The sequence below is a fragment of the Helicobacter mesocricetorum genome, assembly GCF_900198605.1.
GTDB lineage: Bacteria > Campylobacterota > Campylobacteria > Campylobacterales > Helicobacteraceae > Helicobacter_D > Helicobacter_D mesocricetorum.
On sequence record NZ_FZPJ01000009.1, the window covers coordinates 38116 to 54186 of the forward strand.

General features: G+C 34.4%; 13 protein-coding genes. 5 read left to right on the forward strand and 8 right to left on the reverse strand.

The window, feature by feature from the left end:
• The first annotated feature begins 41 nt into the window (after positions 1–41).
• Positions 42–1676: a CTP synthase gene (locus C6H18_RS02365; protein ID WP_104721511.1), complete on the forward strand. Its 1635-nt coding sequence runs from the start codon at positions 42–44 to the stop codon at positions 1674–1676.
• The gene (gene recJ, locus C6H18_RS02370) at positions 1657–3240 is read left to right on the forward strand and encodes a single-stranded-DNA-specific exonuclease RecJ (RefSeq protein ID WP_104721512.1); all 1584 of its coding nucleotides are present in this window, start codon (positions 1657–1659) and stop codon (positions 3238–3240) included. The genes C6H18_RS02365 and recJ overlap by 20 nt, the downstream gene beginning before the upstream one ends.
• On the opposite strand, the gene C6H18_RS02375 is transcribed toward recJ, so the two are convergent.
• The 8 genes from C6H18_RS02375 to hisC all read right to left on the reverse strand — a co-directional run bounded on the left by C6H18_RS02375 (position 3198) and on the right by hisC (position 13467).
• The gene (locus tag C6H18_RS02375; RefSeq protein WP_104721563.1) at positions 3198–5558 is read right to left on the reverse strand and encodes an efflux RND transporter permease subunit; all 2361 of its coding nucleotides are present in this window, start codon (positions 5556–5558) and stop codon (positions 3198–3200) included. The genes recJ and C6H18_RS02375 overlap by 43 nt on opposite strands.
• A 64-nt stretch (positions 5559–5622) precedes the next feature.
• Positions 5623–6207 carry a Tgt2/MlaC family protein gene (locus C6H18_RS02380; RefSeq protein ID WP_104721513.1) on the reverse strand — a complete coding sequence of 195 codons (585 nt, stop codon included), beginning with the start codon at positions 6205–6207 and terminating at the stop codon, positions 5623–5625.
• 3 nt (positions 6208–6210) lie between these two features.
• Positions 6211–6897 carry an MlaA family lipoprotein gene (locus tag C6H18_RS02385; RefSeq protein ID WP_104721514.1) on the reverse strand — a complete coding sequence of 229 codons (687 nt, stop codon included), beginning with the start codon at positions 6895–6897 and terminating at the stop codon, positions 6211–6213.
• The gene (gene dxs / locus C6H18_RS02390; RefSeq protein WP_407645590.1) at positions 6894–8762 is read right to left on the reverse strand and encodes a 1-deoxy-D-xylulose-5-phosphate synthase; all 1869 of its coding nucleotides are present in this window, start codon (positions 8760–8762) and stop codon (positions 6894–6896) included. Before dxs ends, C6H18_RS02385 begins: the two co-directional genes overlap by 4 nt.
• Before the next feature lie 5 nt (positions 8763–8767).
• Positions 8768–9598 (reverse strand): flagellar assembly protein FliH, encoded by an 831-nt coding sequence (gene fliH / locus C6H18_RS02395; protein ID WP_104721516.1) that lies wholly within the window; start codon positions 9596–9598, stop codon positions 8768–8770.
• The gene (fliG, locus tag C6H18_RS02400; protein ID WP_104721517.1) at positions 9591–10625 is read right to left on the reverse strand and encodes a flagellar motor switch protein FliG; all 1035 of its coding nucleotides are present in this window, start codon (positions 10623–10625) and stop codon (positions 9591–9593) included. Before fliG ends, fliH begins: the two co-directional genes overlap by 8 nt.
• Positions 10625–12355 carry a flagellar basal-body MS-ring/collar protein FliF gene (gene fliF, locus C6H18_RS02405; protein WP_104721518.1) on the reverse strand — a complete coding sequence of 577 codons (1731 nt, stop codon included), beginning with the start codon at positions 12353–12355 and terminating at the stop codon, positions 10625–10627. The genes fliG and fliF overlap by 1 nt, the downstream gene beginning before the upstream one ends.
• 11 nt (positions 12356–12366) lie before the next feature.
• Positions 12367–13467, reverse strand: coding sequence for a histidinol-phosphate transaminase (gene hisC, locus C6H18_RS02410; RefSeq protein ID WP_104721519.1), 1101 nt, complete (start codon positions 13465–13467; stop codon positions 12367–12369).
• Positions 13468–13667: 200 nt separating this feature from the next.
• Between hisC and C6H18_RS02415 the strand changes: the two genes are divergently transcribed.
• From C6H18_RS02415 to C6H18_RS02425, 3 genes are read left to right on the forward strand one after another with little or no spacing between them, the layout of a single operon-like run.
• The gene (locus tag C6H18_RS02415; protein WP_233704037.1) at positions 13668–14411 is read left to right on the forward strand and encodes a tRNA1(Val) (adenine(37)-N6)-methyltransferase; all 744 of its coding nucleotides are present in this window, start codon (positions 13668–13670) and stop codon (positions 14409–14411) included.
• Complete coding sequence (locus tag C6H18_RS02420) at positions 14405–14782, forward strand: YkgJ family cysteine cluster protein (RefSeq protein WP_104721520.1); 378 nt, start codon at positions 14405–14407, stop codon at positions 14780–14782. The genes C6H18_RS02415 and C6H18_RS02420 overlap by 7 nt, the downstream gene beginning before the upstream one ends.
• A complete protein-coding gene (locus C6H18_RS02425) occupies positions 14766–16070 on the forward strand; it encodes a tetratricopeptide repeat protein (RefSeq protein WP_104721565.1) in 1305 nt (434 codons plus the stop codon). The genes C6H18_RS02420 and C6H18_RS02425 overlap by 17 nt, the downstream gene beginning before the upstream one ends.
• Position 16071 lies beyond the last annotated feature (1 nt).

Below are 16071 nucleotides of genomic sequence, written 5' to 3' on the forward strand. Positions count from 1 at the left end.
ACCTTAGCTTATAATTATGCTTTTATTCTCCAATAAGGTTTATGATGACAAAATATATCTTTGTTACCGGTGGTGTGTTGAGTTCTTTGGGCAAAGGAATTACTTCTTCTTCTATTGCTACTTTGTTAAAACATTCTGGATTAAATGTGGGTATTTTAAAAATCGATCCTTATATCAATGTAGATCCTGGGACAATGAGTCCGTTAGAACACGGCGAAGTGTTTGTTACCTATGATGGAGCAGAGACAGATTTAGATATAGGGCATTATGAACGTTTTTTGAATGTGGATTTTTCTTTTAAAAACAATTTTACGACAGGGCAAGTTTATCTCTCTGTGATTGATAGGGAAAGAAAGGGGGGGTATTTGGGTAAGACTATTCAAGTTATTCCTCATATTGTGGATGAAATTAAACATAGAATAAAACTTGCAGGAGAGGGAAAAGATATTTTAGTGGTGGAATTAGGCGGAACGGTTGGTGATATAGAGGGATTGCCTTTTTTGGAATCTATGCGTGAGATGAAGCACGAATATGGAATGGAGAGAGTAATTAGTGTGCATCTAACATTAATCCCGCTTATTCGTGCTGCAGGAGAGCTAAAGACAAAACCTACCCAACATAGTGTGCAAGAGCTAAGGCGCATAGGTATTACACCCCAAATTATTATTACAAGGAGTGAAAAGGAAATCCCAACAGAGCTTAAAAATAAACTCGCAATGAGCTGTGATGTGGATTATGATTGTGTGATAGGCGCACAAGATGCTAAAAGTATTTACCAAATGCCGATTAACTTTTTAAAAGAGGGGGTTTTAGTGCCTATTGCAAGGTTTTTAAAATTGCCTGAATTAAAGCCTGATATGAAAGCGTGGGATTTATTAGTTAAACAGATTTTGGCTCCACAAAAAGAAGTTAATATCGCCTTTGTAGGGAAATATTTAAATTTAAAAGAATCTTATAAATCCCTTATTGAAGCCTTAATCCACGCAGGGGCTAATCTTGATACGCAGGTAAATATCCAATGGATTGATAGTGAAGAGCTAGAAAAAAATGACGAAATGCTCCAAAAGCTTAAGTATGTCAATGGTATTTTAGTGCCGGGTGGTTTTGGAGAACGTGGCGTTGAGGGTAAAATGAAAGCTATCCGATTTGCAAGAGAACAAGGGATTGTGTTTTTTGGTATTTGTTTGGGTATGCAATTAGCGATTTTGGAATTTTGTCGAAATGTTTTAGGGATTAAAGACGCAAATTCTATGGAGTTTGATCCCCATACTAAAGAAGCGGTAATTTATCTCATAGAAAACTTCATTAATCAAAGTGGAGAGCATCAAATCCGAACACACACTTCCCCTATGGGTGGGACTATGCGTCTTGGCGAATATGAATGCTATTTGAAAGAAAATAGCAAACTTAGAAAAGCTTATAAAGACCAAAAACTTATTAAAGAGCGTCATAGGCATCGTTATGAGGCTAATCCTAAATATCAAGAGGTTTTAGAAAAAAATGGAATGATAATTAGCGGAGAATGCAATGGGCTTATTGAAGCTATTGAGTTAAAAGAGCATCCTTGGTTTGTGGCTGTGCAATTTCATCCTGAATTTACTTCTAGGCTTCAAGCCCCTAATTTAGCGATTTTAGAATTCATTAAACAAGCACTTTATGCAAAGTCTCATAAATAAGACTCTTGATAAAACTTCCATTAAAGCCCTCTTAGAAAATCGCTTTAAAGATCATATCACGACTTTAAAAGAGATTCCAAGACCCGCTACTTTAGCCAATCTAACACTTATCGCACAGAGGATAAAGGTAGCGATTTTAGAACAAAAAAAGATAGCTATTGTCGGAGATTATGATGTTGATGGGGTGGTTTCTTGTGCGATTTTAAAAGAGTTTTTTGAAAAAATTCCTTATCCTTTAGAGATTATTATTCCTAATCGCTTTGTGTATGGTTATGGAATCTCTAAAGCCTTAATCCAAGACTTAGATGTGCAAATGATTATCACGGTGGATAATGGGATTAATGCCATAGAAGCAGCGAACTTTTGTAAGCAAAAGGGTATTGAGCTTATCATTACGGATCATCATACTCCCCAAAAAGAACTTCCTGACGCTCTTATTTGCAATCCCAAACTTTCACCAGAGTTTATAGAAAAAGAAATCTGTGGTGCTTGTGTGGCTTGGTATTTATGTGCAAGTATTAAAGAAGCAATGAAGTTAGAAATCTCTATGGCAGAGTTTTTGGATTTACTTGCTTTAGCAATTGTTAGTGATGTAATGCCTCTTAGGGGGATAAATTGGGTATTGTTAAAAAGGGGTTTAAGGGTTTTAAAGGAGAGTAAGAGGGTGGCTTTTGTGTTGCTAAAGGAGCATTTTAAAAAGCACAGGATAGATTCTAGATTGCTTGGTTATTATATCGCTCCTTTGCTAAATGCAGCAGGAAGAATGCAAAGTGCTATGCAATCTTTTCAGTTCCTTATCCAAAAAGATTCTAAAAAAGCCTTAGTAATGCTAGAGGAATTATTGGCACTTAATGCTAAGAGGAAAGCCTTGCAACATACTATATATTTGGAGGCAAAAGCGCAGTTTTTTGCCCAAAAGGATTATTTATCACTACCCTTTATTGTGGTTCATAATGCTAGTTGGAGTGAAGGGGTGATTGGGATTGTAGCGGCTATGCTTTATGAGGAGTTTTTAAAACCCGCTATTGTTTTGAGCAAAGAGGGGAACTTAAAAGGAAGTATGAGGGGAGTGAATTGTATGGAGATTTTAGAATCTCATCAGCAGTTTTTAGAAGGGTTTGGGGGGCATAGCGGAGCGGCTGGAGTGGCTTTAAAAGAAGAGAATTTAGAGCATTTTAAAAATGCTCTTATGCAAAACAAACAAGAAGAGGGGATTAAAGAAAAAGCTTTAGAGGGAGGGGGGGTTAAAGAGGTTTTAGGGAATTTACCTTTTGGGGAGATTGATGAGGAGTTATTTTTGCTCTTAGAGGCATTTGAGCCTTATGGTTATGGTAATACATTGCCGAAGTTTTTAGCACAAGCAAGGGTTAGGGAAGTCCGAATATTTGGGGATTATCATAGTTCAATAATCTTGGAGAATAATGGAATTTCTAAAGAGGCTGTAATGTTTAATAAAGATTTGAGTGATTTTAAGAATCAAGAAGTGCTTTGTAGCTTTAGTATCTATAAAAATAACTATCATCAAAGGCTTTGTTTGCAATTAGAGGGTATCTTGTCTTTATAAAAACTCTTCAGTAATGCAGGGAGTAAGATAAGCGAAGAGAGTAGCATTAAAAGCATTACTAGAGTGGTTAAGAAACCAAAATAAATAGTGGGGATAAAATTACTACTCATCATCGCACAAAAACCTACCACAATAATAAAAGTCGTATAATACATAGCACTGCCAATATATTGGTGAGAATTCCTAATGGCTGTTTTTAGTGGATTTCTTTTTATTTCTTCTTTGAAGCGATGGATATAATGAATCGCATCATCAACCCCAATCCCTAAGGCAATAGCAGCGATAGTAACTGCCATTAAATCTAAGGGGATATTGACAACACCTAAAATCCCAAAGATAACTCCTAAGGGAATAAGATTGATTAAAAGCGCAATAATAGAGAGTTTAAAGCTTTTAAAAACAAAGATAAAGACTCCAAAAATAGCTAAAATTACAAGGCTTAGGGTGTTGATTTGTGAGCTAATGAGTGTTTGGAGGAGATTATTATAAAGCACCATTGCACCATTAATTTCTATTTTTAGGGATTCGCCATTTAATAGATTATTAAGTGTTTCTTGGGTTTTTAGGAGGAAAGCATTGCGTTGCAAATGGGGGTTAGAATCAAAGATTCTTAAAACAAAGCGGATTTGGTTTTTATCGATATTGGCATACGGAGCGAATAATTGCGACTTTAGTGCGGGGGAAGTGTTTTTATAAAGGAATGCAAACATAAAGTCATTGGGTTCTAAACCTAGTGATTGCAGTAATTGTGAGAGTGTATGTAGGCTTAAAATAGAGCCTACAAATTCTTCCTTTTCTAAAGTCGTGTGGATAATCTTTGCAATTCGTAGCTTTTGGCTATCAAACCAATAAGAATCTTCGTTTTGCAAGATATTAAATTCTTCTTCAAAATCTGAAAATAATGTATTATTTAAGGCTTTTTGGGGGAAGGTAACTAGTATCTCTAAGGGGATTGTTCCACCTAATTGGTTATCAATAAGCAGTAAGCCTTGCTTGATTTCGCTCTTGTCTTTAAAATAATTTACAAAGCTGTTTTCAACCTTTAAATGTGTAATTCCATAGAGGCTAAAGAGAAAAATTAAGAGAGTAATAGGATAAATAATTTTTGTCTCTTTTAAGCCGATGTTGGCACAGGAGTGGAGAAGTTTTTGGTGCCATTTAGGGAGGCTTTTTATGCTTTTGGGTTTGGGGAGTAATGCAAGAATAGCACCAAAGAGAATATAGGTAAAAATTAAGGCAGAGCTTACACCAATGCTCATAATAATCCCCAAATGAATGATGGGCAAGATATTAGAAAATATTAGGCTTAAAAAGCCAATCATAGTGGTTAAGATAGCATAAAAACTTGGAGACTTTTTCGCAAGCATTACTGCATAGAGGAGATTCTTTGCCGAAGCATTTGGGAATTTTTGGTAAAACTCTAGGTAGCTTACAATGAGATGGACAATCAAAGAAACATTGATGATTAAAAGCAAAGAAATGTAATTAGAAGAAATAACTGTGATTTCATAACCAAAAAAGCTAAAGATTCCGCTACTTACGACAAGCGTAAAAAAACAAATACCAAGTGTGAGAAACACAAAATGTAATTGTCTAAAAAACATCCACAACATAAGTGCTAAAATAATAGTAAGGGTGCTTCCATAAGTGATAAGGTCAGATTTAACATAGGCTATCATATCATTAGCAATAAGCGGAATCCCACCAATATACAATCCCTCATATTTGTTTTTGAGTGCTTTAATGGCATTAATAGTGTGTGTGTTTTGTATTTGGGATTGTTGTTTGTATTCTTTAATCAGTGCTTGGAGATTTTTAGAGGGTGTTGTAGCATCTTCTTTGAGGTTTTCTAATTCTTCAAGTTTCGCATCTTTTTTTAAATAAACGATGATTCCTGTGGTTTTTAGGTCTTTTGAGAGGATATTTTTGCTATAAAAGGGATGATTTAAAAATTCTTCCTTGGCTAAGTTTTTATCAACCAATGGTGATAATAAGGTAGGGTTTATCTCTAAGGCTTCTTGTAAATCTAGCTTAGGACTACTTTTTAATAGGGGGGCATTTAAAATATTAAGTGTGGAATCCACTTCGGCTATGGTGCTTAGCTCTTGTGTGATTTGCTGGAGTGTCTGCAAGGAATCTTCAGAGAAAATATCTCCGCTTTTTGGATTGAAAGCTAACATTAAAAAATCTTGTGTTGCATAGTTTTTAGCAATGGCTTGATAGGTTTTAAAATCTTTGTCATTCTCTAAAATCAGGCTATCAGAATCCGCATTAATAGGAAGTTTAGAAGCAAAATACACACAAAAGATAAAAAACATTACACATAAGGCTAATATAGTCTTTGGTGCATTGGTGATAGATTTAAAGAAAATTAGCCAAAAGTTATTTGGTATCAAGGGTAATTTCGCTTTGTAGTTTTTGGATAAGTGTTGCAAAATCGTATTGTTTTAAAATATCTGCTAATTGTGAGCGGTAGGTTTGTATAATGCTAATACCTAAGACATCAACATCATAGATTTTCCAATCTTGTTTTTCATTGGGATAGAATTTAAAAATAATGTAATTAATTTTTCCATCTATAATAAGAGAAGTCGTTAAATGGTAGCGATTGGGTTGCACAAGTTTTCCCTCTAAGATTTCAAGGGCTTGATTTTTATAAAGGCGCAATTTATCGGTGAAGCTTTGTTTGATATTATTTTCAAAGACTTGGGTGAAGAGCTTTTGGTCTTCGGGCAAGAGAGAATTATAAGATTGAGAGAGGGCGAGTTTTGCCATAAGTTCCCAATCAAAAATATTATCAAACATTGAAAAAATCTTTTGTGCAATGACTTCAGTATTCTCTTTAGAAGTCTGCAAAATATGTAAGGATTTGTGAATATTTTGTTGCATAATTGAATGGATAGTGTTTAATTCCAAAGCAGAAACTATATTTAAAAACAAACAGAGGCTTATAAAGAATCTCATCATTTGTTACTCCTTAATTAGTTTGTCCCGATAGGCTTGGTAAGATTGACGCATTAAAATATAATTATCAAGGCTATCTTTTCTTATGCTATCAAGAGCATCTTTGTGTTTGGCAGCATAACTAATATTTTGTCCTATATAAACCCCAACTGCATAGGATGAGGGATCAATATAGGTAGTAGGACTAATAAGAGAATTTAAAGGTAATCCCAAAGTATCGCGTAGATTGCTTTGACCAAGTAGGGGTAATACGAGAGAAAAACCTTCATTCATTCCCCATTTACCAAATACAATGCCAAAATCAATATCTTTGGAATAAAGTTTATTGGTAGAAGCAATATCAAAAATACCCAATATTCCCATAGTGCTATTTAAGCTAAATCTGCCAAATTCATTCACCGCATCTTGAGTTTGCAAGACTAAGATGTGTCCTAAAAATCGCAGAGGAGAGCGGAGATTTTCAAAAAAGTTTTCAATCCCTATCCGAAAGCCAAGTGGCATAATGCAATTATAGCCTTCGAGTATGGGGGAGAAAATATAATCATAAAAGCCCCAATTCATTTGGTTGATAAAGCGGTTATATTTTTCTAAAGGGTCGTTAATGGGTTGTTGTTGGTATTCTTCTTCAAAACTTTCTAAATCCAAAGCATAACAATTACATATAAAGATGAGTATAAGGAATAATTTTTTCATTTTAGTCTCTCTTGAAGGATTTTTGCGACAATACTTGTTTCATCTAAGCGGAGTTTAGATTCAACTTCCTCCACTTTTCCGTGCGGGATAAAAGAATCTTCATATTCAAAAGAAACTACCAAGACTTGTAAATAATGTCTTTGCAAAAAGCTACTAAGAATATCGGCAACTCCACCAATTTTTGCACTATCGCTGAAGATAAACCATTGTTTGTAGGTTTTAGCTAAACTAAGCAAGGAATCTTCATCTAGGGGTTTTACAAAACGCAAATCAACTACTGCATAATCTTTTACGTGTTTTTCTTTGAGTATTTTTGCGCAATTTAAGGCTTTTCCTACTCCATTTCCATAACCTATTAATAAAGCATCGCTAGAGCCTGTTTGCAAGATTTCTAATTTTCCTAACTTAAAGGGTGTTGGAGGAATAATTCCAGATTCTAATTTAAATCCCTTTCTAGGATAGCGGAATGCGCAAGGTCCTAAATCAAAATCTTTAGCAAAGTAAAGTGCTTCTTTCAAGGTCGCATTATCTCTTGGAGCAAAAATTGTAAAATTAGGGATGAGGTTAAGATAGGAGATATCAAAAGAACCCTGATGGGTTTCTCCATCTTCTCCAACAATACCTGCTCTATCTATCGCAAATTTTACCGGTGTTTTCATAATGGCTACATCGTGGATGAGCTGGTCAAAGGCGCGTTGTAAAAAGGTGGAATAAATGGCTACAAAGGGTTTAAACCCTTCTTTGGCTAAGGTACTTGCTTGTGTGGTTGCGTGAGCTTCCGCAATGGCTACATCCCAAAACCGCTCTGGAAAATTTTTTATTAACAAATCAAGCCCTGTTCCACTTGGCATTGCAGCGGTAATTCCTACGATTTTTGAATCTTCTTTGGCAAGTTCTAAGAGTGTGTTAGCAAAAACTTGTGTCGGGCTTAGGCTTTGTGAATTACTTAATGCAAGTCCATTTTGTAGATTAAAAGGACTAACGCCGTGCCATTGCTCTAAACAGCCCTCAGCTATCGAATAGCCCTTTCCTTTGAGTGTTTGTGCGTGAATAACGATAGGCTTTTGCATATCTTTAGCAATTTTTAAGGTGTTGATAATTTCTTTTAAATTATGCCCATCAATGGGTCCGATATATTCTAATCCTAATTCTTCAAATAACATTCCGGGTGTTATGAGTTTTAGAGATTCTTCAAAACGTTTGGCAAGGTAACTAGCATTTGGCATTTTGTTGATAATGCCACCTATCTTGTTTTTGATATTTTGGACAAATTTTCCAGCAATAATTTGAGAGAGGTATTTGCTAATAGCACCAATGGGTTGAGCAATACTCATTTCATTATCATTAAGGATAATAACAAGGGGGTATTTTCTATCCCCTAATTCATTAAGTGCTTCATAGGCTAATCCAGCACTCATCGCACCATCCCCAATAAGCACTACCGGGATTTTTGAATCTTTGTTTAAAGCAATGGCTTTTGCCACTCCAACTCCTAAAGAAAGAGAGGTGGAGCTATGTCCTGCGATGAAATAGTCGTATGGACTCTCTTGAGGTTTGGTAAAACCGCTAATCCCATCTGTTTGTCGTAAGCTATCAAAGCTATCCCAACGATCTGTTAGGAGCTTATGGGCGTAGGCTTGATGGCTAACATCAAAGATAAAAGGATCTTTTGAGCTATCAAATACGCAATGCATTCCAATAATTAACTCTACGGCTCCTAAGGTGGGGCTTAAATGCCCACCATTTTTGGAGACTACTTCTAAGATTCTTTTACGAATTTGTGTTGCTAGATCATTAAGGGTGGCATAATCCTCATCTTGGTATTTATTTTTTTGTAAAACCTCTAAGAATCTTTTCTCTAGCATTATCATTACTCTTTGTTATTAAGGATTGATTTTTTTAGTGTTGCAAAACGTAAGTGAATATCCCCATCAATATTTCCCTCTTTGCTTAGAATTACTACTCCACCTTTTGCAATGGCTTGGTCGGCTTGTAGCTGAATATTGGTTAGGTCTTTAAGGGATTCTTTTAAATCCTCTAAATCTCCGGGAAAGACTTTTAAAATAACTTCTGTATTTTTAGCGACATTTTCAAGGAGTGCTCTTGCTAAAGATGCAGCAATTTTTGAGCTATTTTTAGTTACTTCTGTTGTGATAACTTCTTTGGCAATATCTAAGGCAATAGCACTTAATTCTTTTTCTAAGTTTAAAATATGATTTTTAGATTGTGCGATATTTTCGTCAATGCGTTGAATGCTTAGACTATAAAGTTCTTTTTGGCTATTAATTTGGGTTTCTAACTCTGCTTTGGCTGCCTCATATCCTTCTTTATAGCCTAATTCTTTGGATTCTAATTTTGCGGTATTAACCCTTTGGTCAAATTCCTTTTCTTGCTTGTCAAATTGTTCTTGAAGTTTTTGGAGGGATTGCGCTAAAACATCACTTTTTTGTAAGATTTTATCCACAACTTCCGTTTCAAAAAGCTTCAAAGAGGGAATATTGGCATTCACATCTGTGGATTGGTTATTGGTTTGATCTATGGGTGGCAAAGTTTGTTCTTGTGGCGCATCATTGGTATTTTGCTCTTCTTTAGTTGTAGGAGCTTTTTTTATTTCCATATTCCTAAAACTATATTTTTTAATATCGTGCCTTGATTTATGCTCTTCTGTGATGATATTTTCGTGTTCATTAAGATTATTCAATGGTATCCTCTTGTTCTCCGATTTGAATTACGCCTTGTTCTGAAAGTGCTTGAACACTCTCTACAATGCGTCTTTGTGCAGCTTCTACATCTTTAACTTTAACAGCACCTAAGTATTGCATTTCTTCTAAGAATTGCTCTCCTGCTCTTTGGGACATATTCCCCATAAACTTTTGTTTTAATTCTTCTGGAGATGCTTTAAGGGCTAAAATTAAATCTTTTTTATCAGCAACTTTTAAAATTTCTCTAATAGCGTTGCCATCTAGCTTTTCAATGTCTTCAAAAGTAAACATCATTTCTTTAATAGCTGCCGCTAATTGATCATCAATTTGTTCGATATAAGCAATGGTGGATTTAGCGGATTTTTGTCCTAAGCGGTTAAACACTTCAGCTACTGCTCGAGTTCCGCCTACCTCGACTTTATAGCTTGTAAGTGATTCTAGTTTGTTTTCTAGCACTGTGGATACTCTTTTAACCACATTGGGCGAAATATCTCCTAAATTTGCCATACGAATAGCGATTTCTGCTCTTAAATCATCAGAGAAAAAATTTAATGTTTCAGCAGCATTGCTTGGATCCATATGAGCAAGAATGAGGGCGATAGTTTGAGGGTGTTCGTGAATAATAAAGTCAGATAATTGTTGAGGGCGCACTCTTGAGAGATAGGAGAAATTTTGTGAGGATTGCATAGACTTTGCAAGTTTATCTAAAACCTTCTTAGCGGCATCTGGTCCTAATGTCCGATATAACAACTCTTTAGCGTATTCAAAACCACCTGTGGAAATGTATTGATTGGATTGAAAGATTGCATAAAACTCTTCTAAAATTGCTCCAGCAATAGCTTTATCAATACCAGCATTTTGGGCAATGTATTTAGAAACTTCTGTAATGGAATCTAAATCTAAATGGGAGAAAATTTCACCTGTAATTTCATCGCCTAATTGCACGAGTAAGATAGCAATTTTCTCTGACATAGAAAGTTCATCATATTGTGCTTGCTGTCTAGGGCTAAGTGTGATAGAAGACATTAGGATTTTCCTCCTTTTTGTGAAGTTACTGGACCATCAAGCCCTAATTCATCATGCACTAAAGTTTGAAAAAGATTAGCTAATTCTGTTGGCTTCTCTATGGCAAGTTCTTTAATTTTTTCTAAAAGCACATTATATTTAATTTGATCTTCATTAGAGCCTCCAAATCCAAGCTGATCTTCGATACGTTTTCGCATTTCATTTTGTTTGTCATCGCTAAGCTCTTCATCTTCATCAACTTTAAGTAAAGAGTCAAGCTCTTCTTCTTCATCAACTCTAGCTTCAAGCATTCTCTCGCTAAAGGGCACAATAATCTTTTTGTAAAACAAGAAAAGAATAATACCAACAATTACATATTTAAGTAGTGGCATAAAGGGTTCTAAGAGTGATTGGGCAGTGTGTAAGAAACGTTCTAGTGGGGTTCTAGCTTTAAATCCAGAGACTTGCCCATTGAGCTGAAAATTACTTACAGAAACTTCATCGCCTCTTTGTTGGTTGTATCCGATAGCTTGACGCACTAGATTAGAGATTTGTTCCATTTCTTGTTCATTTAAAGCAATATATTGTAGCTTTTCTACACCTTGTTCATCAAGTTCTTTTTGGTATTTGCCATCCACAACAACTGCGGCTGAAAGTCGTCTAATAGTTGCAAATTCGCCTTTAATGTTAGAGATTGTTTTACTTACTTCATAATTCGTAGTGGTTTGGGATTTTTCATATTTTTCTTTAGAATTTTCATCTTCTAGTCCTTGCACAGGTCCGATATTGCTTACAACTCCCGGCACTCCTCCAATTTCTTTGGGGGTAAAGCCTTCTCTTTTTTCTTCAAGATTTTGCTCACTTCTTATAACATTAGATGGGTCATAATATTCTTGAGTGCTTTCTTTTTGGGCAAAGTCAAATTCTGCAGTTACTTTGGCAACTACTCCTTCAACTCCACCTGTAATAGGGGCTAAGATGTTGATGATTTTTTCTTCTAATGTTTGTTCAAAGTTTGTTTTGTATCGTAGCTGTGCTGCTGCAAGCTCTCTAGCTCCACCTAATTCATCTAGCTCACTAAGGGGTTCTCCTTTTTCATTCACTACTTCTACATTCTCAACAGGTAGATTAGGCACAGCAGAAGAAACAATGTTTTTAATTCCAGAGATTTGTTTAGGTGTTAGGGTTTGTGCGGGTTTGAATGCTAATACAACAGAAGCCGTAGAGGGCGTTTGCTGACTAACAAAAACCGTTTTTTCTGGTTGTGCTAAATGCACAGTTGCTTTTTGGATAGGAGAGAGACTTTCAATAGTCCTTGCTAATTCCCCTTCAATAGCGCGTAAGTATTTAATTCTTTGGTCAAAATCTGTCGCTCCAAAGTCCTTTGTGTCAAAAATTTCAAAGCCTACTTTGCTACTTTTTGGAATCCCATTACTAGCAAGTTTCATTCTTTGTTCATAAACAAATTGTTGGGGGATTAAAATCGTATTATCTTTAGGAATCTTATAGCTGATATTATCTTGTTGAAGCTGTTGAATGATTAAGGCACCATCTTCTGAACTTACCCCTTCAAATAAAACAGCATAACCGGGATATAAAATCCCTGCTTTATTGTTCATAGAATTCCAAATAATTAAAGCAGAAATAAAACCAACAATAGCAACAATAGTTCCTAAAATAACAATTTTTTGCTTCTGGTTAAGCTTTTTATAGAGGCTTCTAATTTGGTCGAATAATGCTTTTAAATCCAATCTTTAATTTCCTATTTTTGGTTTAAAAAATGATGAAATAGTGTGAAGAATTTTTTGTTTTGTTCTTTTGTCCCTATGGTGATTCTAATAGCATTTAATCCATAAGAAGATAAATTTCTAATAATTACTCCCCTTTGTAGCAAGAAATTAGCAATTTGTGTTGAATCAATTTCTTTAAGAAAATAAGTAATGAAATTGGTATAAGATGGGATATAATCTAAACCTTGCTCTTTGGCAAAGGATTCAAAATAAGGCATTTGCTCTAAATTGTTTTGGAGGCTTTTTTGGATATGTTCTTGGTCTTTTAAGGCTTCTAGTGCTGCTAACAACGAGAGTGTAGTTACATTAAAGGGAGGGCGAAGTTTAGAGAGTGCTTTTATAATGGATTCTTTAGCAATTCCATATCCTATACGCATACCTCCAAGCCCATAGGCTTTAGAAAAAGTGCCTAAATAGATAGTGTTAGGAAAAGAATTTATAAGCTCTTGTGGGTCAATACTCTTTGCGCTATCTTTGGCTTTAGCATATTCTTGATAAGCTCCATCAATAATAACAAGCGTATCTTCATTGATTTGCTTTAAAAACTCATAAATCTCTGATTTATCTAAACAATCTCCCAAAGGATTATTTGGGACACAAAGGAAGATAATGGAGGGATTGTGGGTATTATAGCATTCTAAAAACTCTGTTAAATTATGGATTTCTCCTTGTGTTTTAATAACTCTAGCCCCGATGGCTTTTGAGTAAATTTCATACATCGCAAAGGTTGTTTTAGCCATTAAGATTTTGCTATTTTTATTGGCTTTTGCGTGAATGCAAAATTCAATGATTTGATCACTTCCTGCACCAATAATGATTTCATTGGTATGAACCTTGAAATATTGACTTAAACTTTCTTTGAGTGCAAACATTGAATCATCAGGGTAAAGATAAATATTACTGACATTTTTAACGATACTTTGGAGGACTTTAGGGCTAGCACCTAAAGGATTTTCATTAGAGGCAAGTTTAATGATTTCATTTTCTTTGATTCCAAACTCTCTAACAACAAGCTCAATAGGTTTTCCTGCTTCATAGGTAGAAATAGAATCTAATGCAGTATTAAAAGTCATTACAGATACCCTAGAAAGTAAATTATTTCGCTATTGTAGCAAAAATTTAGAAAATTATAGAATTATTTCTATCAATCAATCATTAATGGGTTGTTTAGGGAGGCTCTAAGAAATAGGAGTATTAACTTAAATTAAGGTTTAGATTCTAATGAATGAGAAGTTATTCTTTTGTTAATATTTAGTGCCGATATTGCGTTATAATGGTAGGAAAATTTAAACAACACAATGAAATAGAGAATAGAGAGGAATATTTGCAGATTTACCAGCCAAAAAATGGCTATTGCTACAATAGTGATACCTTGTTTTTATATGATTTTATGCTTCCATTTATAAAGGCTAAACAAGAGGTTTTAGAAGTTGGTGCTGGAAGTGGAATACTTAGCTTATTATGTGCAAGAGATAGGGATGTGAAGTTGCATATTATTGAAAAGAATGCGGTAATGATGGAATTTTGCAAAAACAACCTAAGGGTTAATAAAGTCTGTGCAAATGTAATTTTTGGAGATTTTTTAACGCACGATTTTTTGGATTTGCGATTTGATAGAATTATAAGCAACCCTCCCTTTTATCATAGTGGAGTTATTAAAAGCTCTAAGCAAACTATCTATGAGGCAAGGTATGAGGAGAATTTACCTTTTGAATTAATGGTAAAAAAAGTGCATTTTCTTTTAAAGCCTAAAGGAGAGTTTATATTTTGTTATGATTGTAAATCAAGCTATAAATTATTTTATGCCTTAATGCAGTATAATATCCGACCTCTTACAATCCGTTTTGTTTATCCTAAAATTAATAGAGAAGCTACTTTAATATTATGTCGCGCAAAGAAGGATTCTAAAAGTGAAATGCAGGTTTTGCCTCCACTTTTTACGCACGATGAACAAGGATTTACAAAAGAGGTTCAAGAAATTTATATAAAAGCTGATACTTGGAGTATTAAATGCTAGAAGTTAGCGGATTTAACTTTACTTTTGATGAGACAAAATGTCTTGAATGCGGAGGAAAGTGTTGTATAGGGGAGAGCGGATATATTTTTGTAACACTTAATGAGATAAGGCAAATTGCAGAATTTATGCAGATGGATTTTGAATCTTTTTGTTTGAAATTTATTAAAAAAGTGGGTTATAAGTATTCCCTGATTGAGAAAAAAATGCAAAATGGTATAGGATATGCTTGTATATTTTTTGATGAAGAGACTAAGCAATGTAAGATTTATCAAAAACGTCCCAATCAATGTATAAAGTTTCCCTTTTGGGAAGATTATAGGGAAGATTTTAATGTTCTATTAAAGGAATGTATTGGTGTGGTTAAAAAATAAAATCGTAAGCATCGGGTTATTAAGTATTGTTTTATTGTTTGCTGGTTGTTCTATGAATGTGCCAAGTGTAAGTAGCTTTTCATTGGATGGGTTTGAAGAGATAGACAATCCAGAAGATATTTTGATTGTTGAGGGCTATGAAGCTCTTGATAATCAAGATTTAAAAGATGCTGAAGAATCTTTTTTACAAGCTTACCAATTAAGTGGAAATAAAAGCTATTTAAAAGAAGTCATTGGGATTTTGCTCTTAGAGCAAGAAGATGCTTTGGCTAAAGAGCAGGCTTTACAATATCTACAAAAATACCCAAAAGATGAGGATATAAGGCAAACTTTAGTCGGTATTTTGAGTAAGGAGGGGGATTTAAAGGGTGCACAAAAAGAAGCGACAACCTTATTAAAAAACCATAGAAGTGCGCAAAATTTAGAGATTATCTCCTCGGTGTATTTGTTACAAAAGCAGTATCAAAAGTCTATAAAGTATTTGCAAGAAGCCTATGCCTTGGATAAAGATGAGGTAATCTTAGATAAAATAGCTTCTATTTATTTCGTGTTTTTAAAAAATAAGCAAAAAGCCATAGAGATTTATGAAAGGCATATTAAAAACTATGGAATCTCTCCTTTAATAGGTGAAAGGCTTGCAATGATTTATTTGCAAGATAAGGCTTATAAAAAAGCAGCAATCGTGTATGAGAAACTATTTAAGACAACAGGAGAGCAAAATTACGCGAAGAATGTTTTAGAGATATATTTTCAATTTAATGATCTAACGCAGGCACAAAAGTTTTTAGAGAGAAATCCTTCGATTCATTTGGTTGATGAACTCCTCTTAGAAATCTATCGGCATAATAAGGACTATAAAAAGAGTATTGAAGTGCTAGAGAGGATTTACCAACAAACGCATAATGTTAATTTTTTAGCTATTAAGGCTATGATGATTTATGAAAGTGCTAAAAATCGTAATGATCAAAAAATGCTAGATGCTGTTGTCAAAGAATTAAAAATCGTTACCCAAAATGTTGATGATGCCTTGTATTGGAATTATTTGGGATATTTAATGATAGACCATAATCTAAACATTAAAGAGGGAATGGAGTATGTTACAAAGGCTCTCCAAAAAGAACCACAAAATGTCTATTATCTTGATTCTCTAGCTTGGGGTTATTATCAATTAAAAGATTGCGAGAATGCTAAAATGACTATGGAAAAAATCCCTTTAGAAGAAATACAAAAAGAAGAAGAAATCAAAGATCATTTTGAAGTTATTCGACAATGTAAAATAAAGGAATGAT